The sequence below is a fragment of the Streptomyces sp. RK9 genome, assembly GCF_045070545.1.
In the GTDB taxonomy this organism is placed as follows: domain Bacteria; phylum Actinomycetota; class Actinomycetes; order Streptomycetales; family Streptomycetaceae; genus Streptomyces; species Streptomyces alboflavus.
Map to the genome: position 1 here is coordinate 1,597,720 of NZ_CP173703.1, position 20,649 is coordinate 1,618,368.

The 20,649-nt window shown below is 73.2% G+C and carries 17 protein-coding genes; 7 read left to right on the plus strand and 10 right to left on the minus strand.

The window, feature by feature from the left end; genetic code table 11:
* Positions 1-61: 61 nt before the first annotated feature.
* From AB6L24_RS06190 to AB6L24_RS06210, 5 genes are all read right to left on the minus strand, one after another.
* Complete coding sequence (locus AB6L24_RS06190) at positions 62-1,282, minus strand: acetyl-CoA C-acetyltransferase (protein WP_405652968.1); 1,221 nt, start codon at positions 1,280-1,282, stop codon at positions 62-64.
* 114 nt (positions 1,283-1,396) lie between these two features.
* On the minus strand, positions 1,397-2,539 hold the full coding sequence (locus AB6L24_RS06195; protein ID WP_405652971.1) for an acyl-CoA dehydrogenase family protein: 1,143 nt from the start codon (positions 2,537-2,539) through the stop codon (positions 1,397-1,399).
* Between the two features lie 21 nt (positions 2,540-2,560).
* Complete coding sequence (locus AB6L24_RS06200; protein WP_405652974.1) at positions 2,561-3,586, minus strand: LLM class F420-dependent oxidoreductase; 1,026 nt, start codon at positions 3,584-3,586, stop codon at positions 2,561-2,563.
* Complete coding sequence (locus AB6L24_RS06205) at positions 3,586-4,770, minus strand: CaiB/BaiF CoA transferase family protein (RefSeq protein WP_405652976.1); 1,185 nt, start codon at positions 4,768-4,770, stop codon at positions 3,586-3,588. The genes AB6L24_RS06200 and AB6L24_RS06205 overlap by 1 nt, the downstream gene beginning before the upstream one ends.
* Positions 4,771-4,939: 169 nt before the next feature.
* Positions 4,940-5,380, minus strand: coding sequence for an MmcQ/YjbR family DNA-binding protein (locus AB6L24_RS06210; protein ID WP_405652979.1), 441 nt, complete (start codon positions 5,378-5,380; stop codon positions 4,940-4,942).
* An 83-nt stretch (positions 5,381-5,463) separates the two neighbouring features.
* On the opposite strand from AB6L24_RS06210, the gene AB6L24_RS06215 reads away from it, so the two are divergent.
* Entirely contained in the window at positions 5,464-6,651 is a 1,188-nt protein-coding gene (locus AB6L24_RS06215) for a saccharopine dehydrogenase family protein (protein ID WP_405652981.1), read from the plus strand.
* Between the two features lie 133 nt (positions 6,652-6,784).
* On the opposite strand, the gene AB6L24_RS06220 is transcribed toward AB6L24_RS06215, so the two are convergent.
* Positions 6,785-7,492 (minus strand): endonuclease V, encoded by a 708-nt coding sequence (locus AB6L24_RS06220; RefSeq protein WP_405652983.1) that lies wholly within the window; start codon positions 7,490-7,492, stop codon positions 6,785-6,787.
* 60 nt (positions 7,493-7,552) lie between these two features.
* Between AB6L24_RS06220 and AB6L24_RS06225 the strand changes: the two genes are divergently transcribed.
* A complete protein-coding gene (locus AB6L24_RS06225) occupies positions 7,553-7,852 on the plus strand; it encodes a YciI family protein (RefSeq protein ID WP_380855946.1) in 300 nt (99 codons plus the stop codon).
* Positions 7,853-7,883: 31 nt separating this feature from the next.
* Here the strand turns inward: AB6L24_RS06225 and AB6L24_RS06230 are convergent, their stop codons facing one another.
* Positions 7,884-9,086 carry a WD40/YVTN/BNR-like repeat-containing protein gene (locus AB6L24_RS06230; protein ID WP_405652986.1) on the minus strand — a complete coding sequence of 401 codons (1,203 nt, stop codon included), beginning with the start codon at positions 9,084-9,086 and terminating at the stop codon, positions 7,884-7,886.
* A 352-nt stretch (positions 9,087-9,438) separates the two neighbouring features.
* Between AB6L24_RS06230 and AB6L24_RS06235 the strand changes: the two genes are divergently transcribed.
* Positions 9,439-9,855 carry an SsgA family sporulation/cell division regulator gene (locus AB6L24_RS06235; RefSeq protein ID WP_087886560.1) on the plus strand — a complete coding sequence of 139 codons (417 nt, stop codon included), beginning with the start codon at positions 9,439-9,441 and terminating at the stop codon, positions 9,853-9,855.
* Positions 9,856-9,962: 107 nt separating this feature from the next.
* Here the strand turns inward: AB6L24_RS06235 and AB6L24_RS06240 are convergent, their stop codons facing one another.
* Positions 9,963-10,796, minus strand: a complete 834-nt coding sequence (locus AB6L24_RS06240; RefSeq protein WP_405652989.1) for an isocitrate lyase/phosphoenolpyruvate mutase family protein — start codon at positions 10,794-10,796, stop codon at positions 9,963-9,965.
* Between the two features lie 517 nt (positions 10,797-11,313).
* Here AB6L24_RS06240 and AB6L24_RS06245 point away from each other — a divergent pair.
* The 4 genes from AB6L24_RS06245 (at position 11,314) to AB6L24_RS06260 (ending at position 19,039) form a co-directional block, all read left to right on the plus strand.
* Entirely contained in the window at positions 11,314-13,029 is a 1,716-nt protein-coding gene (locus tag AB6L24_RS06245; protein WP_405652992.1) for an ABC-F family ATP-binding cassette domain-containing protein, read from the plus strand.
* Positions 13,030-13,039: 10 nt separating this feature from the next.
* Positions 13,040-15,343 carry an ATP-binding cassette domain-containing protein gene (locus AB6L24_RS06250; RefSeq protein ID WP_405652994.1) on the plus strand — a complete coding sequence of 768 codons (2,304 nt, stop codon included), beginning with the start codon at positions 13,040-13,042 and terminating at the stop codon, positions 15,341-15,343.
* Positions 15,344-15,504: 161 nt separating this feature from the next.
* Positions 15,505-16,473, plus strand: coding sequence for an acyl-ACP desaturase (locus tag AB6L24_RS06255; RefSeq protein ID WP_380855958.1), 969 nt, complete (start codon positions 15,505-15,507; stop codon positions 16,471-16,473).
* A gap of 94 nt (positions 16,474-16,567) precedes the next feature.
* On the plus strand, positions 16,568-19,039 hold the full coding sequence (locus AB6L24_RS06260) for a hypothetical protein (protein WP_405652996.1): 2,472 nt from the start codon (positions 16,568-16,570) through the stop codon (positions 19,037-19,039).
* Between the two features lie 70 nt (positions 19,040-19,109).
* On the opposite strand, the gene AB6L24_RS06265 is transcribed toward AB6L24_RS06260, so the two are convergent.
* Positions 19,110-19,358 (minus strand): WhiB family transcriptional regulator, encoded by a 249-nt coding sequence (locus AB6L24_RS06265; protein ID WP_380855964.1) that lies wholly within the window; start codon positions 19,356-19,358, stop codon positions 19,110-19,112.
* A 45-nt stretch (positions 19,359-19,403) separates the two neighbouring features.
* Positions 19,404-20,327, minus strand: a complete 924-nt coding sequence (locus tag AB6L24_RS06270) for a VOC family protein (protein ID WP_405653000.1) — start codon at positions 20,325-20,327, stop codon at positions 19,404-19,406.
* Between the last annotated feature and the right edge of the window lie 322 nt (positions 20,328-20,649).

A 20,649-nucleotide genomic window follows, 5' to 3' on the forward strand; every position in this document is an offset into this window, starting at 1 on the left:
GCCGACTGACCGCCGGTGGGGGCTGGTCGCGGTCGGCGACGGACACCAGCCCCACCGGCGCTCAGCCGGAGACCCGTTCCACGATCGTGGCGATGCCCATACCCCCGCCCACGCACAGCGTGGCCAACCCGTACCGGAGGTCCCTGCGCTCGAGTTCGTCGACGAGCGTGCCCAGGATCATCGCCCCGGTCGCCCCAAGGGGATGCCCCAACGCGATCGCGCCGCCGTTGACGTTGACCTTGTCCAGGGACAGGCCCATGTCCTTGACGAAGCGCAGGACGACCGCCGCGAAGGCCTCGTTGATCTCGACGAGGTCGATGTCGTCGATGCTCAGGCCGGCCTTGGCGAGCGCCTTGCGGGTGGCGGGCGCGGGCCCGGTGAGCATGATCAGCGGCTCGGACCCGGAGACGGCCACGGAGACGATCCGGGCGCGCGGGGTGAGGTCGTGGCGCTCGCCGACCTCCTTGGTGCCGATGGCGACCAGCGAGGCGCCGTCGACGATGCCGGAGGAGTTGCCCGCGTGGTGGACGTGGTCGATCTCCTCGATCCAGTGGTACTTCTGCAGCGCGACCGCGTCGAAGCCGCCCAGGTCGCCGATGTCCTTGAAGGACGGCTTGAGCTTGGCGAGGGAGTCGGCGGTGGTGCCGGGCCGCAGGTGCTCGTCGTGGTCGAGCACGGTGAGGCCGCTGCGGTCCTTGACGGGCACGACGGACCGCTCGAAGCGGCCCTCCTTCCAGGCCGCGGCGGCCCGCTCCTGGGAGAGGGCCGCGTACTCGTCGACGTCCCGGCGGCTGAAGCCCTCGATCGTGGCGATGAGGTCGGCGCCGATGCCCTGGGGCGCGAAGTTCGTGTCCCAGTTGGTCATCGGGTCGGCGAACCAGGCGCCGCCGTCGGAGGCCATCGGCACCCGCGACATCGACTCGACGCCGCCCGCGAGGACCAGGTCCTCCCAGCCCGAACGGACCTTCATGGCGGCCAGGTTGACCGCTTCGAGGCCCGAGGCGCAGAAGCGGTTCTCCTGGACGCCGGCGACGGTGTCGGGCAGTCCGGCGGCGATGGCGGCGATCCGCGCGATGTCGGAGCCCTGGTCGCCGACGGGGCCGACCACGCCGAGCACGATGTCGTCGATGGCGGCCGGGTCGAGGCCGGGGAAGCGGGCCTGGATCTCGTGGATGAGACCGACGACGAGGTCGATCGGCTTGGTGCCGTGCAGGGCACCGTTCGCCTTGCCGCGTCCGCGCGGGGTGCGGATCGCGTCGTACACATACGCTTCGGTGGTCACGCCAGAGCCTTTCAGGGGAAGTCGGTCCGGGGAGGTTCGGGAGGGGGCGCGGGGTGCGCCCCGGGGGGATGCGGGTGGTGCGTGGGGCGCTGGTGGTGCGGGAGGTGCGGGAGGTCAGCCGAGCAGCGAGCGCCCGATGATCTCCTTCATGATCTCGGTCGTGCCGCCGTAGATGGTCTGGATCCGGCCGTCGGTGAACGCCTTCGCGACGCGGTACTCCGTCATGTAGCCGTAGCCGCCGTGCAGTTGCAGACAGCGGTCCGCGACCCGCTTCTGCAGCTCGGTGGCCCACCACTTGGCCATGGAGGCGTGCACGGCGTCCAGCGTGCCGGCGGAGTGGTCGACGATGCACCGGTCCAGGAAGGTGCGGGTGACGGCGCACTCGGTGGCCATCTCGGCTATCTCGAACCGGATGTGCTGGAGCTTGGCGAGCGGGCGCCCGAAGGCCTCGCGCTCCTTGACGTACGCGGTGGTGATCTCCAGGAGGTACTCGGCGGCGGCGATCCCGGCGACGGCGATGCCCATGCGCTCCTGCGCGAGGTTCGTCATCAGGTGCACGAACGCGCCGTTGAGCTCGCCGAGCAGGTTCTCCTTGGGCACCCGCACGTCGTTGAAGAACAGCTCGGCGGTGTCCTGGGCCTTCTGGCCGATCTTGTCGAGGTTGCGGCCGCGTTCGAAGCCCGCCGTGCCGCGCTCGACGACGAGCAGGGACAGGCCGTGGGCGCCGCCCTCAGGGGTGGTCCTGGCGACGACGATGACGAGGTCGGCCAGGATGCCGTTCGAGATGAACGTCTTGGAGCCGTTGAGCAGCCAGTGGTCGCCCTTGTCCTCGGCGGTCGTGCGGATGCCCTGGAGGTCGGAGCCCGCGCCGGGCTCGGTCATGGCGATCGCCGTGATGGTCTCGCCGCTGCAGAAGCCGGGCAGCCAGCGCCGCTTCTGCTCGTCGGTGGCGAGCCCGGTCAGATACGGCCCGATGATGTCGTTGTGCAGTCCGACCGCGAGGCCCGCGGCGCCCGCGCGCGTGAACTCCTCGGCGAGGACGGCGGAGTAGCGGAAGTCGGGGTTGCCGCCGCCTCCGTACTCCTCGGGCACGGCGAGGCCGAGGAGGCCCTGGCGCCCGGCGGCGAGCCAGGCCTCGCGGGAGACGACGCCGTCCTTCTCCCACTGTTCGTAGTGCGGAAGGACCTCCTTGGCGAGGAAGGTGCGGACCGTCTCGCGGAACGCGTCGTGCTCGGGGTCGAAGAGCTGCCGTTGCATGTGTCAGTGACCTCCCCGGCCCTAGAGCCAGCCCTTGACGGTTTCGATGAGTCCGGCCGGGTCGGGGCCGACAGGAACGACGTTCAGCATGGTGACGCCCGCGGCGCGGAACACCTCGACGCGTTCGCGCACGTACTCCGCGGGGCCGCACAGCGACATGAGTTCGCAGAACTCGTCGGGCACGGCGGCCTCGGCCTCCTTCTTGTGCCCGGCCAGATACAGCTCCTGGATGCGCGCGGCCTCCTTCTCGTAGCCGTACGCGACCGCCAGGTCGTTGTAGAAGTTCTTGCCGACGGCACCCATGCCGCCGACGTAGAGGGCGATCTGCGGCCGGGCGAGGTCGCGGGCCGCCGCCGCGTCGTCGCCGATGGCGAGCAGCCCGCCCGCGACGACCTGGAGCGGGCCGAGCGCCGGATCGCGCCGGGCGCGGCCCTCGGCGAGGGGCGCGCCCCACACTTCGTGCGCCTTCTCCGGCAGGAAGAGCGTGGGCAGCCAGCCGTCGGCGACCTCCGCCGTCATGCGGACGTTCGCGGGCCCCAGGGACGCGACGTACAGCGGCACTTCGGGGCGGACCGGCTTGGTGAGGATCTTCAGGGGCTTGCCGAGGCCGCTGCCCTGCTCCGGGGGGAGCGGCATGTCCGTGATGCCGTGGTGGTCGATGACCTCGCGGCGCAGGATGCGGCGGGTCAGCTCGATGGTCTCGCGGGTGCGGCCGAGCGGCTTGTCGTACGCCTTGCCGTGCCAGCCCTCGACGACCTGCGGCCCGGACGCGCCGAGGCCGACGATGGCGCGGCCCCCGGAGATCGCGTCGAGCCCGGCGGCGGTCTGGGCGATGAGCGCGGGGGTGCGCGAGTAGACGTTGAGGATCCCGGCGCCGATGCGCATGCGCTCGGTGCGGGCGGCCAGATAGCCCATGACCGTGGGCGAGTCGAAGCCGTACGCCTCGGCGACCCAGACGGCGTCGAGGCCCGCCCGTTCCAGGGCCGCGACGGCGTCGGCGCCCGCGCGCGGGTCGCCCGCGTAGGCGAGCGGGGTGGAGATCTCCATCAGGCGCCTTCCTGGCCGGGGTGGTGCGGGGCGGGTGCCGCCGGGACCGGTGCGTGCGGGGCGAGCAGGTCCGGTACGTCCCAGTCGTGGGCCACGGCCGCCGTGTCGGCGCCGGGCCGCGCGGGCCCCGAGCGCACGGACGTGGGCGTCGCGGAGAAGCGCGGCGCGGGCGCGGGCTGGGTGATGCCGCCGTGGTCGGTGAAGGTGCCGCGGGCGGCGAGGTGCGGGTGGTGCGGGGCCTCCCCCAGCGAGAGCACGGGCGCCACGCAGGCGTCGGAGCCCTCGAAGAGCGCCGTCCACTCCGCGCGCGTACGCGTCCGGAACCGGGCGGCCACCGCCTCGCGCAGCTCACCCCAGCGCGCGAGGTCCTTGCGCGCCGGGGCGACCTCGGCGAGGCCGATGAGCGCGATGAACTCGTCGTAGAACTGCTGCTCCAGGGCGCCGACGGCCATGAACTCGCCGTCGGCGGTCTCGTACGTGCCGTAGAACGGGCAGCCGCCGTCGAGGAGGTTCGCGCCCCTGCGGTCCTGCCAGCTGCCCGCCGCGAGCATGCCGCGGATCATCGAGGACAGATGGGACGTGCCGTCGACGATGGCGGCGTCCACGACCTGTCCGGCGCCGGTGGCGCGCGCGTGGTGCAGGGCGGCGAGGACGCCGACGGCCAGGTACAGCGAGCCGCCCGCGTAGTCCCCGAGGAGGTTCGCGGGGACGGTGGGCGGCTCGCCGGGCGCGCCGATCATGCCGAGCGTGCCGGTGAGGGCGATGTACGCGATGTCGTGCCCGGCGCGCCGCGCGAGCGGGCCGTCCTGGCCCCAGCCGGTCATGCGGCCGTAGACGAGCCGCGGGTTGCGGGCGTGGCAGGGCTCGGGGCCGACGCCGAGGCGCTCGGCGACGCCCGGGCGATAGCCCTCGATCAGCACGTCCGCGCGGGCGACCAGGTCGAGGACGCGGGCCGGGCCCTCGGGTGCCTTGAGGTCGACGAGGACGCTGCGCTTGTTGCGGTTCGTGATGTCGTACGCGGGGTCGATCGCGAGTCCGCCGCCGCCGGGGCGGTCGACGCGCACGACGTCGGCGCCGAGGTCGGCGAGCAGCATGGCGGCGAACGGGCCGGGCCCGATGCCCGCCAGCTCGACCACGCGCACCCCGGTGAGCGGCCCGTGAACGCCCTTGTCCGGCACTGCCATTGAGCCCCCAGCGCTGTGACACAACCGATGTAACACCAGTGATGCTAAGAACGCGTTCCACTCCGCACAAGCCCCTGACGAGCAAGCGCTTAGCCGAGGGGCAGGCCGGGGCGGGTCCCGGCAGGGTGCGGCGGCGCGCTCCGCACGGGCCGCGTGGGGGCGTGCGGCCTCATGTGCCGCGCTCCTCCAGTTCCGCCACGCGCTTCTTCGGTGCGATCGTCCGATAACTCTCCTCGACCCAGTCGCACAGGAGGTCCGCGGCCGGGGCGCCCTCGACCTCCATCGGGATCGACACCCAGCCGGACCTGCCGAGGCCATAGCCCGCGGGTTCGGCGCCCGGGGCGGTCAGCGCGTGGGCGTGCGCCGCCTCGTCGGTGAGCTTGACGGTGACGCCCATGGGATAGCTGCCGTCGTCGACGCCGAGGAAGACGAACACTTTCTTGTGAACCTTCGCGACGGTCTCGCCCCACGGGAACTCCTCGGTGGCGCCCGGAAGGCCGAGCGCGAAGCCCCGCACCCGCTCCCACTTGGCCAGCGCGGCCTTCGACGGCCGCTTCTGCTTCTTCGGTCGCTCCGGATCGCCCGCCTGCGGTCCTGCCGTGTCCGCCATGGCACCTCCTCGTTCGGGGGTCCGCCCGTTCACGCTAGCCTCAGCCACCGACAACGGCGCGGGACACACGGCTGAGAGGTGCCATGACCAGTCATGACAAGGACCGTCCCTACGACATCGTGCTCTTCGGAGCGACGAGTTTCGTGGGGGCGCTGACCGCCGAGTACCTCTCCGCGCACGCCCCCGACACCCTGCGGTGGGCCATCGCGGGGCGGGACGCGGCCAAGCTGCGCCGCCTGCGGGAGCGGCTCGCCGAGGACCGTCCCGGCTGCGCGGAGCTGCCCGTCGTGCACGCGGACGCGACCGACCCGGTGGCCCTGCGGGAGCTCGCGGCGGGGGCGCGCGTGGTGGCGAGCACCGTCGGCCCCTACCTCAGCCACGGGCAGGACCTGGTGGCCGCGTGCGCGGAGACCGGCACGGACTACGTCGACCTGTGCGGCGAGCCCGAGTTCGTGGACCTCGTGTACGTGCGGCACGACGCCCGCGCGCGGGAGACCGGCGCGCGCCTGGTGCACGCCTGCGGCTTCGACTCCGTGCCGCACGACCTGGGCGCGTACTACACCGTGCGCCAGCTCCCGGAGGACGTGCCGCTGCGCGTCGACGGATTCATCAGCGCCGACGCGCGCTTCTCCGGCGGTACGTTCTCCTCCGTGCTGCAGCAGTTCGCTCGCGGGCCGCAGATGCTGGCCGCCGCGCGGGACCGGCGACGGCACGAACCGCGGCTCGTGGAGCGCCGCGCGTCCACCCCGGCGAGCGGTCCCCGCTACGCCGGGGAGGTCGGAGCCTGGGCGCTGCCGCTGCCGACCATCGACCCGCAGATCGTGGCGCGCTCCGCGCGGGCCCTGCCCCGCTACGGACCCGACTTCCGCTACCGCCACTACGCCGCCGTGAAGTCGCTCCCCGTCGCCATCGGCGGGGTGGCCGCCGCGGGCGCGCTGTTCACCGCGGCCCAGGTGCCGGGGGCCCGGCGGTGGCTCGGCGGCCTCCTCAAGCCCGGCGAGGGGCCCGACGCGGCCCGCCGCGCGACCAGTTGGTTCTCCATGCGCTTCGTCGGCGAGGGCGGCGGCAGGCGCGTGTACACCGAGGTGTGGGGCGGCGACCCCGGCTACGGCGAGACCGCGAAGATCCTCGCCGAGGGCGCGATGTCCCTGGCCCTGGACGAACTGCCCGCCGTCGCGGGCCAGGTGACCACGGCCGTGGCGATGGGCGACGCGCTGACCCGGCGCCTCATGGACGCGGGGATCGGGTTCCGGGTGGCGGCGGTGCGCTGAGCGGGCGCGGGGCGCCGGGTCCCGGGGCAGGCGCCGCGAAGCCGCCTCGGGGCGCCTGCCGCACCGTCAGGCGCCCGTCGCCCCGCACAGGTCCGTCCCCTTCAGCCGCCTGTCACCCCCACAGGACCGCCCGTCAGCCGCCCGTCGCCTCCCGCAGGGCCGCCCGGCACAGCGCGTCCGCCCTGCGGGTGGTCTCGGGCAGGCGGTAGCGCGGGGTGAGGTGGAGGGTGTGGGCGCGGGCGTCGGCGAGGGTCACGCGGTGGCCCACCGACACGAACACCGGCTTGACACCCTCGCGGGTGCGCAGCGCGCTGCCGACCTCCTCCGCGCCGTCGAGCAGCGGCGCCGCGCTGCCGCGTGCGGCGCCCGGCACCTCGTACGCGAAGGTGAACGGGTTCTTGGCGACGCCGATCGTGGGCCGCCCGGTCAGCACGCCGAGGTGGCTCGCGAGCCCGAAGCGGCGGGGGTGCGCGACGCCGTAGCCGTCGCACACGACGAGCCCCGGGTCGGCCGTCAGCGCGTCCAGGGCCGCGAGCACCGCGGGGACCTCCCGGAACGCCAACAGGCCCGGCACGTAGGGGAAGGCGACCCGGCCGACCGCCGTCGCCTCCTCCACGACCTCCAGGCTCGCCCCGTCGAGCACGACGACGGCAGCGGCGACCACGTCGCGCTCGTCGTCGTAGGCGACGTCCACGCCCGTGACGTGTCCGGTGCCGGGCCGGGGCCCCGGCTCGTCGCGGACGACCCGCTCGCGCAGGGCGTCCTGGACGGCGCGGGCCGCGGCCTCGTCCGTGGGCCAGTCGGCGGGCAGGGGCGGGATCGTGGTGGTGGTCGTGTTCATGGTGGGCCGAGCCTAAGGGGTGGGCGGGGACGGCGGCCGGGCCCGGGTAGCCTCACGATCATGTTTGTCATGGAGCTGACCTACACCGCCCCCGTCGACCGCGTCGACGCCCTGCTCGCCGACCACGTCGCCTGGCTGGACGCCCAGTACGCGGCCGGGGTCTTCATCGCGTCGGGGCGCAAGAACCCGCGTGACGGCGGCGTGATCCTGGCCGTGGGCGAGAGCCGGGAGGAGATCGAGAAGCTGGCGGCGAGCGACCCGTTCACCGTCGGCGGTGTGTGCGCGTACCGCATCACGGAGTTCCTGGCGACGAAGACGGCACCCGAGCTGGACCGCTTCCGGCAGCAGTTGCCGGGCTGAGCCCGGCGACCGCCCGCCGCGCGCCCCGTCCTCACCCGCGTTCGAGCCGCGCCACCCGCCCCTTCTCCCCGGCCGCCCAGCAGCCGAGGTCCCGCGCGCAGTCGACGGTGTCGTACGAACCCGTGTCGACCGTCCGCCAGCTGCGGCCGCCGTCCGTCGTGAGGTCCGTGCCCGTGGGGCCGACCGCGAGGGCGGAGCGGCGGGTGTGCGGGAGCCAGGTGACGCCCGAGCGGTACGCGGGGACGGGCTTCGCGGCGGGACGCCAGGTGCGGCCGCCGTCGGTGGTCGTCGCGGAGGCGCGGGGCGACTGCTGGTCGGCGCGGTAGTCGCCGCCGACCGCGATGCCGTGCGCACGGTCGCGGAAGGCCAGGCCGAAGACGCCGCGCGCCGGGTCGCCGCCCGGGATCGGGGCGTCCGTGGCGGTCCACGTCAGGCCCCGGTCGGCGGAGTGCAGCACCCGTGCGCGGGCGGCTCCGCCGGTCGCGAGCCACACGTCGCGCGGGCCCGAGCTGACCAGGCACTGCCCGCTCGCGGCGAACCCCGACTCGCCCTCCTGCGCCTTCGGCATGCCCTTGTCGGGAAGCACCTTCCAGGAGCGGCCGCCGTCCGCGGTCGACAGAATGCGGTACTTGCCGTTCACGGGGTCGCTCATCGCCAGGCCGTGACGGCGGTCGAAGAACGTCATGCAGTCGTAGAACGCCTTGGGATCGGTGTTGTGGAAGGCCTCCGTCCAGGTCGCGCCGCCGTCGTCGGTGCGAAGCACCCGGGACGCCTCGCCCTCGCCGATCGCGAGCACCACGGCACGGCGCCCGTCGAACGCCTCGACGTCCCGGAACTCCAGGCCCTCGGCCCCGGGCGGTGACACATTCCGCCAGCTCGCGCCGCCGTCGGTCGTGCGCAGCACGGTGCCCTTCGTCCCCGCGGTCCACGCGGTGCTGCGGCTGACGGCGGCGAGGCCGCGGAAGCGGGCGTCGGTGCCGGTGGGCTTGAGCGACCAGGCGGGGCGGGTCGGGTGGTGCGTGGCGCCGGTGGCGGGTGCGGCCGCTGTGCCGGTCCGCTCGTCGGCCGCGGTAGAGGGGGTGCCCGGTGCGCCGGCCGCGGTCGACGCCGAGGTCGTGCCCGGTCCGGCCTGCGCGGGCGGCACCGCCGCCACGGACGTCAGCGCGAGCGCCGCCGCGCCGAGCCCGGCCCACACCCCCCGGCTCGCCCACCGGGACCGCCGCGGGCCCCGCACCCGCCCCGGATCACCCTCACTCCCCGCACGTATCGTCCGCCCCGCACGCATTCCACGTACCTCACGCATCGCACGCCCCTCCCGGTCCAGCTGCCCCGTGGCCCTCATGGCGGGCCGAAGCTAGCCCACGCCCAGGGCCTCGTCCAGATGGCGGTACTGGGCCTTTCGGCGGTCGCCCGAGCGGGGGTCGACGGGAACCGGTCGTGGTACCCGGGTGTCGCGGTGACAGAGGTCACTCGCTCCAGAGGGGTCCTCGCGTGCACGGATCCTCCGTTTCCGACGTCTATTCAAGTGTCCGACCCCGGTCGTGCACACCCCGGTCGTCCAGCCGTCAGAGTTGAGGGAGCAGGCGTTGTCCACTGTCATCGAGCAAGCCGTTGAGGCCCGCCTGGTCGCCGCCGCGCCCCGGATGCCCACCATTCCCGCCACCCTGCACTACGACGGCCGCGACCCCTTCGCCGTCCGCATGAGCTTCCCGGCCCCGGCGACGCTGGAGGGCGTGGAGGTCTACTGGACGTTCGCCCGCGAACTGCTCACGCACGGCGTGGAGAACGCGGTGGGCGACGGCGACGTGCGGGTGCGGCCGTACGGCTACGACCGCACGGTCCTGGAGTTCCACGCCCCCGAGGGCACGGCCATCGTGCACGTCCAGACCGGCGACCTGCGCCGCTTCCTCCAGCGGACGACGGCCCTCGTCCCCGCGGGACAGGAGCACCTGCACGTCGACCTGGACCAGGACCTGGCCGACCTGATGCGCGACGCGTGCTGAGCCGGGGCCGCCCCGGCCCCCGCCCCGCCCGCCGCACCTCCGCCGACCGTCGCACCTGAGCGGACGGCCGCACCTCAGCCCCCACCACTCCGCCGCCGCGGCCCGCCTCAGCGCCCGAGAAGACCGTTGAGCTCCCCGTAGTCGAGCCCGCCCGCCAGCGACGCGTACGTCCCCTCGGTCAGCAGTTCCCGCGCGGCGTCGCGGACCAGGGCGTGCACCGCCTGTGCGATGCCCGAGCCGACGCTGACGCGCGCGACGCCGAGACCGGCCAGCTCCGCGACCGTCGGGGCGCCGGGACCCACCATCACGTTCAGCGGCCCGTCGACGCCCTCGACCAGCGCCTTGACCGTGTCCGGAGCCACCGCGCCGGGCACGAAGACCCCGTCCGCGCCCGCGGCGAGGAACGCGGCGGCCCGCTCCAGGGTCAGCGCGAGCCGGGCGTCCGGACCGTCGCCGACGCCCCGCAGGTAGGTGTCGACGCGCGCGTTCACGAACAGCGGTACGCCCGCCGCGTCGGCGGCGCCGCGCGCGGCCGCGATCCGCTCCGCCTGCTCGGCGACGGGCCGCAGCGGCTCGGCCGCCCCGTACAGCGCGTCCTCGATGTTCACGCCCACCGCCCCGGCGGCGAGGACGGCGCGCACCGTGTCCGCGACACCCGCCGCGTCCTTCGCGTAACCGCTCTCGATGTCGGCGGTCACCGGCACGTCGACCGCGGCCGTGATGGCGGCGACGGCGGCGAGCGCCCGGTCCCGGGGCAGCCGGTCCCCGTCGGCGGCGCCGAGGGCCCAGGCGAGGCCCGCGCTGGTGGTGGCGACGGCTGCGGCGCCGGCCGACTCGACGACGCGGGCGCTCGCGAGGTCCCAGGCGTTGGGCAGGACGAGCGGGGTGCCGGGGGTGTGCAGGGCGCGGAAGGCGGTCGCGGTGGCGTGCTGGTTCGTCATGGCCGGTACTCAAGCAGGGGCGCGGGGCGGGGGCTGGCGAGAATCCGACATCATCGACGGCCGTCCCTCCGCGCGGAAACTCCTTTGCGCGTCGGCCGCCCGGACCGGCACGCTGGTGGTGGAGGCCACCGCGCGGGAGCGCCGGTGCGCCCCGCCCGCTGAAAAAGCCCGTTGACAGACCCCCACATCGCTTCTACGGTGTATAGCGGTTCTGTTGCCGTCGAATGGAGAAGGACGTTGCTCGTCTGAGGTCTTGAGACACCGCGTCGCAGCTGCCGACGAACTCCCCGCTCGGTGTGAGTTCCCCGCTGCGCACGATGCGTGCGACCTCGGCGTACGAGCCGTCCGTTCCGGCACCGGGCCTTCTTCTTTTTCCGGCCCTCCGGCGTGACCGCCCCCCGCCGTCCGGCCCCGGCACTCCCGGCGCCCCGGCGGCGAGCCGACGCACACACGACCCTCGCGGTGTCCCGCACGCGTTGCCCACACCCGCCGCCCCACAAGCAACCGCGAGGCCTGTATGTCAGCGTCCCCCAAGTCCCCCACCACCTCCATCACCTGCACGTCGCTCGCCTTCAACTGGCCCGACGGCACCGGCGTCCTCGACGGCTTCCAGGTCGCGTTCGGCCCCGGCAGGACCGGCCTGATCGGCCGCAACGGCTCGGGCAAGTCCACCCTCCTGAAGCTCGTCGCGGGTGAACTGACGCCCACCGAAGGCGCCGTCCGCACCGCGGGCGACGTCGGCTACCTGCCGCAGAACGTCACCCTGGACACCACCCTGCGCGTGGACGAGGTGCTCGGCATCGCCACCACCCGCGCCGCCCTGCACGCCATCGAGGCGGGCGACGCGAGCGAACGGCACTTCACGGCCGTCGGCGACGACTGGGACGTCGAGGAGCGCGCCACGGCGACCCTCGACCAGCTCGGCCTCGGCCACATCGGTCTCGACCGGACCACGGGCGAGGTGTCCGGCGGCGAGTCCGTGCTGCTCCGCCTGGCCGCGCTGCTCCTGAGGAGGCCCGACATCCTGCTGCTCGACGAGCCCACCAACAACCTGGACCTGCACGCCCGCCGGCGCCTGTACGCGGCCGTCGACGCCTGGTCCGGTGTGCTCGTCGTGGTCAGCCACGACCGGGAGCTGCTCGACCGCGTCGACCACATCGCCGACCTCCGCGACGGCGAAGTGACCTGGTACGGCGGCAACTTCAGCGCGTACGAGGAGGCGCTCGCCGTCGAGCAGGAGGCCGCGGAGCGCATGGTGCGCGTCGCCGAGTCCGACCTGCGCAAGCAGAAGCGCGAACTCGTCGACGCCCAGGTCAAGTTGGCCCGCCGCAAGCGGTACGGCCAGAAGATGAACGACCAGAAGCGCGAGCCGAAGATCGTCATGGGGGCCCGCAAGCGCGCCGCCCAGGTGTCCGCGGGCAAGCACCGCATCATGCACGAGGAGAAGCTGTCCGAGGCCAAGGAGCGCCTGGACGACGCCGTCGAGGCGGTGCGGGACGACGACGAGATCCGCGTCGACCTGCCGTACACCGCGGTACCGCCGGGCCGCACCGTCCTGACGCTCCTGGACCTGACGCTCCGTTACGGAGCGCGCGTGAAGGGCGGGTTCGATCTGCGCGGACCCGAGCGGATCGCGCTCGTCGGCCGCAACGGCGCGGGCAAGACGACGCTGCTGCGGACGATCGGCGGCGAACTCGAACCGCTCGGCGGCCAGGCGCAGGCGCACGTCCCGCTGCGCTTCCTGCCGCAGCGTCTCGACGTACTCGACGACGAGCTGAGCGTCGCTGAGAACGTCGCGCGGTTCGCGCCCGACGCCACGAACAACCGGGTCCGGGCGCGCCTGGCCCGCTTCCTGTTCAAGGGCGCGAAGGCCGACCAGCGGGCCGCGACCCTCTCCGGGGGCGAGCGGTTCCGGGCGGCGCTCGCGGCGCTGCTGCTCGCCGAGCCCGCGCCGCAGCTCCTGATGCTCGACGAGCCGACGAACAACCTCGACATGGCGAGCGTCCGGCAGCTGTCCACCGCCCTGGAGAGCTACGAGGGCGCGCTGATCGTGGCCAGCCACGACCTGCCGTTCCTGGAGTCCATCGGCATCACCCGCTGGCTGCTGCTCGACGGGGAGCTGAAGGAGTTCGGGGACCTCGCGGCGATCACGGACGCCATCGCCGACGGGATCGCGGAAGACGCCGGGGAAACCCTGGAAAACACGACAGAAGCTGTCGGGTATCCCGACTAGCTTCGCGTGCATGGAACATCAGCACATCACCCTCACCGGAGCCCGTGAGAACAACCTCAAGGAGGTGAACCTGCGGATCCCGAAGGGCCGCCTCACGGTCTTCACCGGGGTCTCGGGGTCGGGAAAGTCGTCGGTCGTCTTCGACACGATCGCCGTCGAGTCGCAGCGCCAGCTCAACGAGACGTACACGTGGTTCGTCCGCAACCGGCTGCCGAAGTACGAGCGGCCGCACGCGGACGCCATCGAGGACCTGGCGCCCGCGATCGTCGTCGACCAGAAGCCGATCGGCGGCCACTCCCGCTCCACCGTCGGCACGATGACCGACATCTACTCGGTGATCCGGGTCCTGTTCTCGCGGCACGGCACCCCGAGCGCGGGCCCGGCCACCGCGTACTCCTTCAACGACCCGAGCGGGATGTGCCCCGAGTGCGCCGGGCTCGGCCGCACCGTGCGGCCCGACTACGACCGCATCCTGGACCCCGCCAAGTCCCTCGCGGGCGGCGCGGTCCTGTTCCCGCCGTTCGCCGCCGGGACCTGGCAGGGCCAGACGTACACCAACACCACCGACCTCGACACGCACAAGCCGGTCGGTGAATTCACCGCGGCGGAACGGCAGTTCCTGATGCGCGGCGGCGGACGCGGCACGCAGGCCGCCAAGGTCACCGTCGACACCGCCGGCGGCTCCCACCCCACCGCCTACGAAGGCCTCGCCGACCGCTTCGAGCGGCTGTATCTGCACCGCGACCTGTCGGCGCTGTCCCAGAAGACCCGCGACACGGTGCAGCCCTTCCTCGTCGAGGGCCACTGCCCGGCCTGCGACGGCGCCCGCCTGAACCCGGCCGCGCTCGCCGGCCGCATCGGCGGCCTGTCCATCGCCGACTGCGCGCGCATGGAGGTCACCGACCTGATCGCGGCGCTCGGCCGCATCCACGACCCGGTCGCCGGGCCGATCGCCGGGGCAGCCGTCGCCGCGCTGAGCCGGATCGAGGCGATCGGCCTCGGCTATCTGAGCCTCGGCCGCGAGACGTCCACGCTCTCCGGCGGCGAGGGCCAGCGCCTGAAGATGGTGCGCCACCTGGGCTCCAGCCTCACCGGCATGACGTACATCTTCGACGAGCCCAGCGTCGGCCTGCACCCGCGGGACGTGGGACGCCTCGGTGACCTGCTGCTCCGCCTGCGCGACAAGGGCAACACCGTGCTCGTCGTCGAGCACGACCCGGACGTGATCGCCCTCGCCGACCACATCGTCGACATGGGCCCGGCCGCGGGCAGCGACGGCGGCCTCGTCGTCTTCGAGGGCACCCCCGAGGAGCTGCGGGCCGCCGACACCCTCACGGGCCGCTGCCTGCGCCGCACCAGCGGCGTCAAGGAACACCCGCGCGAGCCCGTCGGGGGCGAGTGGATCAAGGGCGCCGATCTGCACAACCTCAAGGACGTGAGCGTACGGGTGCCGACCGGGGTGCTCACGGCCGTCACCGGTGTCGCGGGCTCCGGCAAGAGCACGCTGGTGTCCCGGGCCTTCCTGGAGCAGCACCCCGACGCCGTGGCCGTCGACCAGTCGTCCATCGGCATCTCGGGGCGGTCGACCCCGGCGACGTATCTGGGGATCATGGACCGGATCCGGGCGCTCTTCGCGCGGCGGACGGGCACCGAGCCGGGTCTGTTCAGCTTCAACTCCCGGGGCGCGTGCGAGAGTTGCCAGGGCCGTGGGATCATCTACAGCGACCTGGCCTTCATGGATCCGGTCACCACGACGTGCGAGGCCTGCGAGGGGAGGCGCTTCAAGGACGAGGTGCTGCGGCTGACCGTGGGCGGGCGCTCCGTCGTCGACCTCCTGGACATGACCGCCGAGCAGGCCCTGACCTTCTTCGCGGACTTCCCCGACCCGGCGGTGCGCCGCCGGCTGCACGCCCTGCGCGACGTCGGCCTGACCTACCTCACCCTCGGACAGCCCCTGTCCACGCTCTCCGGCGGCGAGCGCCAGCGCATCAAGCTCGCCACCCAGCTGCACCGCACCGGCACCACCTACGTCCTCGACGAACCGACGACCGGTCTGCACATGGCCGACGTGGACGGACTGCTCCTGATGCTGGACCGGCTCGTCGACGCCGGGAACACCGTGCTCGTCGTCGAGCACAACCTGGACGTCGTCAAGCACGCGGACTGGGTGATCGACCTGGGGCCCGAAGCCGGCAAGCACGGCGGGCGGATCGTCTTCGAGGGGACGCCGCGGGAGCTGCTCGGGGCGCGTGGCTCGCACACGGCGGAGCATCTGCGGCGGGCCGTGGGGGCGTCCGGGAGCGGGGTGCGCTGACGGCGGAGCCGGGGGTTCCGGCCGACCCCGGTTCGGGGAGCTCTTTACGGGGGGCTTAACCTACGGGAACGTAACCTACGATGCCGTAGGTAAACCGCTCGCGGTGCCGTGGTTCCCCCCTCGCACCGCACTCCTCCCCCCTCCCGTCCCCAGGAGCCCCCGTGACGATCACCCCTTCCCACCTCGGCAGCACGGACACATGGACCGACGCCCGGCTCCTGTACGCCCTGGAAGAAGTGGTCGAGAAGGAGCTCAACCGGCACCTGGGCGTCGCCAAGGACTGGATGCCCCACGAGTACGTGCCGTTCTCCGACGCCCGGAACTTCCCCGGGTTCTTCGAGGACGGCGAGGCCTGGGAGAAGGGGCAGTCGCCGGTCACCGACATCGGCCGGATCGCGCTCGTCGTCAACCTGCTCACCGAGGACAACCTCCCCAGCTACCACCACGAGATCGCCTCGCTCTTCGGGCGCGACGGCGCCTGGGGCACCTGGGTGCACCGCTGGACCGCCGAGGAGGGGCGCCACGGCATCGTCATGCGCGACTACCTCCTCGCGTCCCGCGCCGTCGACCCCGACCAGCTCGAGCAGTTCCGCATGGCGCACATGAGCGAGGGCTTCGAGTCGGACAACCGGCACTCGATGCTGCACTCCGTGGCGTACGTCGCGTTCCAGGAGCTGGCCACGCGGATCTCCCACCGCAACACCGGCCACCAGTCCGGGGACCCCGTCTGCGACCGGATGCTGGCGCGCATCGCGACCGACGAGAACCTCCACATGGTCTTCTACCGGAACCTGCTGCGGGCCGCCTTCGACCTCGCCCCCGACCTCACGATGTGCGCCGTGCGGGACGTCGTCGTCGGCTTCCGCATGCCCGGACACGGCATCCCCGGCTTCGAGCGCGCCGCCGCGCAGATGGCCATCGGTGAGGTCTACAACCTGCGCATCCACCACGACGACGTGCTGCAGCCGGTGCTGCGCTTCCTCAAGGTCATGGAGGTCCCCGGGCTCGGCCCCGAGGGCGCCCGCGCCCAGGAGGAGCTCGGCCTCTTCATGGGCGGCCTGGACGCGGAGGCCTCGAAGTTCGACGAGCGCCTCGCCGCCCGCAAGGCGCGCATGGCCGCGCGGGGCTGAGCCCGGGCCGTTTACGGCCCCTCCCCGCGGTGCCATGTTGGTCGGAGTTGGGCGGACGGACACAGCCGCCGTCGACCGCAGGGGGTGCACGGAAGTGGCACGGACCCATGAGTGGATGTTCTACGAGGTCATGTGGCGCAGCTGGGCGGACCGGGCACGGGTGCCGTACCCCGTGCCCTGGTGGGCACAGACCGCCTTCCGGCGCTGGAGCGACGACTTCGACGCGGGCACGTACGAGTCGCGGGAGGCCGCCTTCGCCTCCAACGCGCTCTACCGCTACTGGCACATGGTGGGCGTCAAGGACCACCGTCAGGAGTCCCTGGTCGGGCAGGCCGGGGAGATCGAGCCGGTGTACGACAAGTACTGCCTGGCGTTCTTCCTGTACGACCCGGCCACGGGCACCGTCGGGGTGCCGCAGCTCGCGGAGTGCGGCACGGTCACGCAGCACATGGAGGCGCCGCATGTGCCGGAGGTCGTGACGACGTTCCGCGGGACGGACGGCGTGGCCTTCGCCCAGCGGACGTTCGCGGTGCCGGTCGGGCCGCGGCAGCGGGACCTCACGGTGACCCGGCTGAGCGTCACGGGTCCCGGCGGGCCCGCGCGCGAGGGCTGGCTGTGCGCGGCGGTGCTGCCCGCGGGGCCGAGCGGTTTCCAGCGGCACGACCGCCGCGACCCCTCCGGCACCGACCGGCGGCTGACGTTCCTGCGCTATCTGCCCGACGAGGCGCGGGTGGAGACGAACAGCGGCTGGGGCCCGGCGTTCGACACGGCACCCGCGTACTACGGGGTGTACGGCAACTCGGACTTCTCGCTCGACCCGGCCACGTATCTGGCGCGCAGCCCGTTCCACGACCTGGCCGTCGACGGCAAGCTGAACGCCGCACTGCAGGCGCAGGACCAGGTCGCCGGGTTGTGCAGCGCCGCGTTCGCGTGGCCGTTCCGGATCGCGGGCGACGAGGTCTTCGAGGTCGACGTGCGGCTGCCCGTCGACCTGTACAGCGGGGCGGCCGACCTCGCGGAGCTGCGGGCCGCCCCCGCCGCCGACCTGGCCGCGGCCAACCGGGCGTTCTGGTCGGCGAAGCTCCTCGGGCAGGGCGTACAGCCCGGACTGCCGGGGCCGGTGGCCCACTTGACGGACCTGTTCCGGCAGGCGCGCTCGCAGCTGCTCGTCCTCTCCGACCACGGGGAGATCCACCCGGGTCCGACGGTGTACGACTCGTTCTGGATCCGGGACTCCTCGGTGGAGGCCACGGCGTGCTCCCTGGTGGGGGACGCGGCGCTCGCGGAGCACCAGTTGGGCACGCACTATCCGGGGCGGTTCAACCGCGGCACCGGCCGGATCGGGCCGTGCGCGGAGTACGGCTTCTACGGCGGTCCGCACGAGCGGGACGACCACGAGTGGGACAGCAACGGCCAGGCGCTGTGGGCGATCGGCCGCTACGACCGCACGGCGGGCCGCGCCGCCGCGTTCGGCGCGAAGCTGTACACGCCGTACGTCATCGACGGCGCCCGCTGGCTGCGCGACAACCGGGACGGGAACGGCCTGCTGCACAGCGGCTGGAGCGCCGAGCACCTGGGCGAGCGCGACAAGCCGCACTACTGGGACGACCTGTGGGGCCTCGCGGGCCTGTACGAGGCGGCCCGGCTCGCCGAGCGTCTCGGCACCCCGGACGTGCGCGAACTGTGGGCCGCCTTCGACGACTTGAAGCAGGCCACGGCGGCGTCGGTCCGCTGGGTCCTCGCGGAGCAGCGGCGGCGCGGCGAGTGGGAGACGTACATCCCGACCGGTCCTGGCGACGTGGGGCGGCGGGACTCGACGATGATCGGCGCGGCGGCGTACTTCCATCCGCTGCGCCTGCACATGGGCAACAAGCTCGGTGACGACGTCGACCGGGCGGCGCGCTGGACCCTCGACACCATGTACGGCCGGTTCGTGACGGGCGGCTTCCGGCACGAGGCGGCCTGGAACGCCTACGGGCCCTATCTGACCACGCAGTTGGCGCACGCGTATCTGCTCGCCGGGGACCCGGCGCGGATGGACGCGCTGCTCGGCTGGGCCGTGGCCGCCTCCATGGCGCGCGTCGACGACCGGGCGGTGGCGCTCGGCGCGTGGAACGAGCAGCATGCCTTCCCGGTGGCGTCGGGCTTCACCGAAGTCCCCCACCGGCACTGGTACATGGGGGACATCCCGCACGGCTGGGCCGCCGCGGAGTATCTGCTGCTGCTCCGCGACATCCTGTTCTTCGAGGCCGACGAGGACCGCGATCCGCATCTGTACATCGCCCCGGGCGTGCGCCCGCACTGGGTGCCGGACGGGGACACGGTGACCGTCGAGGACGCACCGACGCTGTTCGGCGCGCCCTTCGGCTACCGGCTCACGCACGACGCGGGCGCGCGCACGGTGACGGTGGACGTCACCCGGGCCCCGGAGCGGGTCCGGTACGTCTACCCGTGCCGCTTCGGCAGCGTGCGGTCGGCATCGGCGGACGGCCGCGAGCTGCCGGTGAGCGGCGACGACGTGCACGTCCCCGCGGGCACGCGACGGGTCGAGGTGAGCTACGCCTAGCCGGAATGTGCCGCGCCCGTCCCGGTTCCCCCCGTCGGACCCGGGACGGGCGCGGCCCCCCGCAGCGGTCTCAGGCCTGGTCGCGGCGGAGGCTCTGCCGTTCCTTCTCGGAGAGCCCGCCCCAGACCCCGAACCGCTCGTCGTTGTCCAGTGCGTACGTGAGGCAGGTCTCGCGCATGTCGCACAGGAGGCAGATGCGCTTGGCCTCGCGCACCGAGCTGCCCGGCTCGGGGAAGAAGAAGTCGGGCCCGGTCTGCGCACACAGCGCCTGCTCCTGCCAGGCCAGTTCGGGCTCGGTCAAAGTGGTGTCATAGTGCATGGGGTGATCGTGCTGGACGGCGCGAAACAAGCGATCAACGTTCGCTCAACGCGGCGCGCCGAACGCCCCGGGACCGGCTCCCACCGGCCCCGCGACCCGCGCCCCGCCTGCGCTCCCGGCGTTTATCGACCCCGCGGCGGACCCGGCGGCGTCAGCCCTGCGGCGACCCCTACGGCATCGGCCCTGCATCGGCTCCGGCTGCATCAGCGCGAACCGCGCGCCGTGCGGATCGGCGAGCTTCGCGAAGGAACCCACCCCCGCGAGGTCCATCCGCTCGGCCCGGACCGTGCCCCCGCTCGTCCGCGCCTTCTCCACCACCGCGTCGATGTCGGCCACCTGGAAGTACGGCATCCAGTACACCCCGGCCTCCTGCTCGACCGGGTCCTGGTCCAGCGGCCACAGACCGCCGAACATGTCGTCCGGGGTGCCGTCGGCGGGATACACCATGGTGTACGAGCCGCCCTCGAAGGGCTGGGTGACGGTCTTCCAGCCGAACACCGTGCCGTAGAACGCGGCGCCCGCCTCGATGTCCGGGGTGTACAGCTCGGTCCAGATGAGGGCACCCGGCGCGTTCACCAGGTCCAGGCCCTTGTTCTGCCCCGGCTGCCAGACGCTGAAGGGGACTCCGCCCGAGTCGGTGAAGCCCGCCATGCGGCCGAGGTCGAGGACGTCCATCGGCTCGAACTGGGTGCTGCCGCCCGCCTGGCCGACCTGCTTGGCGGTGGCGTTCGCGTCGGGCGTACAGAAGTACAGCGACCAGGTGGGGGCGGCCAGGTCGGGCGGGTTCTCCATCCCGCCGGCCACGGTCCTGCCGCCGAGCTGGAACGTGCCGTACCCGCCGACGTCCTCGCCGCCCTTCTCGAAGTCCCAGCCGAAGACCGCGCGGTAGAAGGCGGCCGCGCCGTCGATGTCCGTGGTGCCCAGATCGACCCAGATCGGGGCTCCGGTGAGCGTGAGATCACTGAGCATGATCGACTCCTTTGTCGCGCTTCTCGCCTCACTGGACGGCCCTCGTCGCCTCGCGGGACCGTCACTTCCGAGTGTTCCACCGGGCACTGACAATCCGCGCGCGCGACCCGGGCCCGGGCACCGCCCGTCACCGCCTGTCGCGCCATCGGACCGTTTTCCGTCACCCTCCGCACCCGCCCGTCATCACCTTGTGAACCCGGACAAGATTCTGAGAGCGCTCTCAGCCACACCTCTTGACGCCACGTTTTCACCGCGGCAACAGTGGGGGCACGTCGACGCACCACCGCGCGCCCGGGCCGCACTCCTGCTCAACTCCCCCCAC

Bases quoted from the DNA above. Each gene is read 5' to 3' on its own strand.
- AB6L24_RS06205 (WP_405652976.1), bottom strand. From the start codon at position 4,770: ATGGCAGTGCCGGACAAGGGCGTTCACGGGCCGCTCACCGGGGTGCGC.
- AB6L24_RS06265 (WP_380855964.1), bottom strand. From the start codon at position 19,358: ATGCACTATGACACCACTTTGACCGAGCCCGAACTGGCCTGGCAGGAG.
- AB6L24_RS06210 (WP_405652979.1), bottom strand. From the start codon at position 5,380: ATGGCGGACACGGCAGGACCGCAGGCGGGCGATCCGGAGCGACCGAAG.
- AB6L24_RS06270 (WP_405653000.1), bottom strand. From the start codon at position 20,327: ATGCTCAGTGATCTCACGCTCACCGGAGCCCCGATCTGGGTCGATCTG.
- AB6L24_RS06245 (WP_405652992.1), top strand. From the start codon at position 11,314: ATGTCAGCGTCCCCCAAGTCCCCCACCACCTCCATCACCTGCACGTCG.
- AB6L24_RS06225 (WP_380855946.1), top strand. From the start codon at position 7,553: ATGTTTGTCATGGAGCTGACCTACACCGCCCCCGTCGACCGCGTCGAC.
- AB6L24_RS06250 (WP_405652994.1), top strand. From the start codon at position 13,040: ATGGAACATCAGCACATCACCCTCACCGGAGCCCGTGAGAACAACCTC.
- AB6L24_RS06240 (WP_405652989.1), bottom strand. From the start codon at position 10,796: ATGACGAACCAGCACGCCACCGCGACCGCCTTCCGCGCCCTGCACACC.
- AB6L24_RS06215 (WP_405652981.1), top strand. From the start codon at position 5,464: ATGACCAGTCATGACAAGGACCGTCCCTACGACATCGTGCTCTTCGGA.
- AB6L24_RS06195 (WP_405652971.1), bottom strand. From the start codon at position 2,539: ATGCAACGGCAGCTCTTCGACCCCGAGCACGACGCGTTCCGCGAGACG.
- AB6L24_RS06220 (WP_405652983.1), bottom strand. From the start codon at position 7,492: ATGAACACGACCACCACCACGATCCCGCCCCTGCCCGCCGACTGGCCC.
- AB6L24_RS06200 (WP_405652974.1), bottom strand. From the start codon at position 3,586: ATGGAGATCTCCACCCCGCTCGCCTACGCGGGCGACCCGCGCGCGGGC.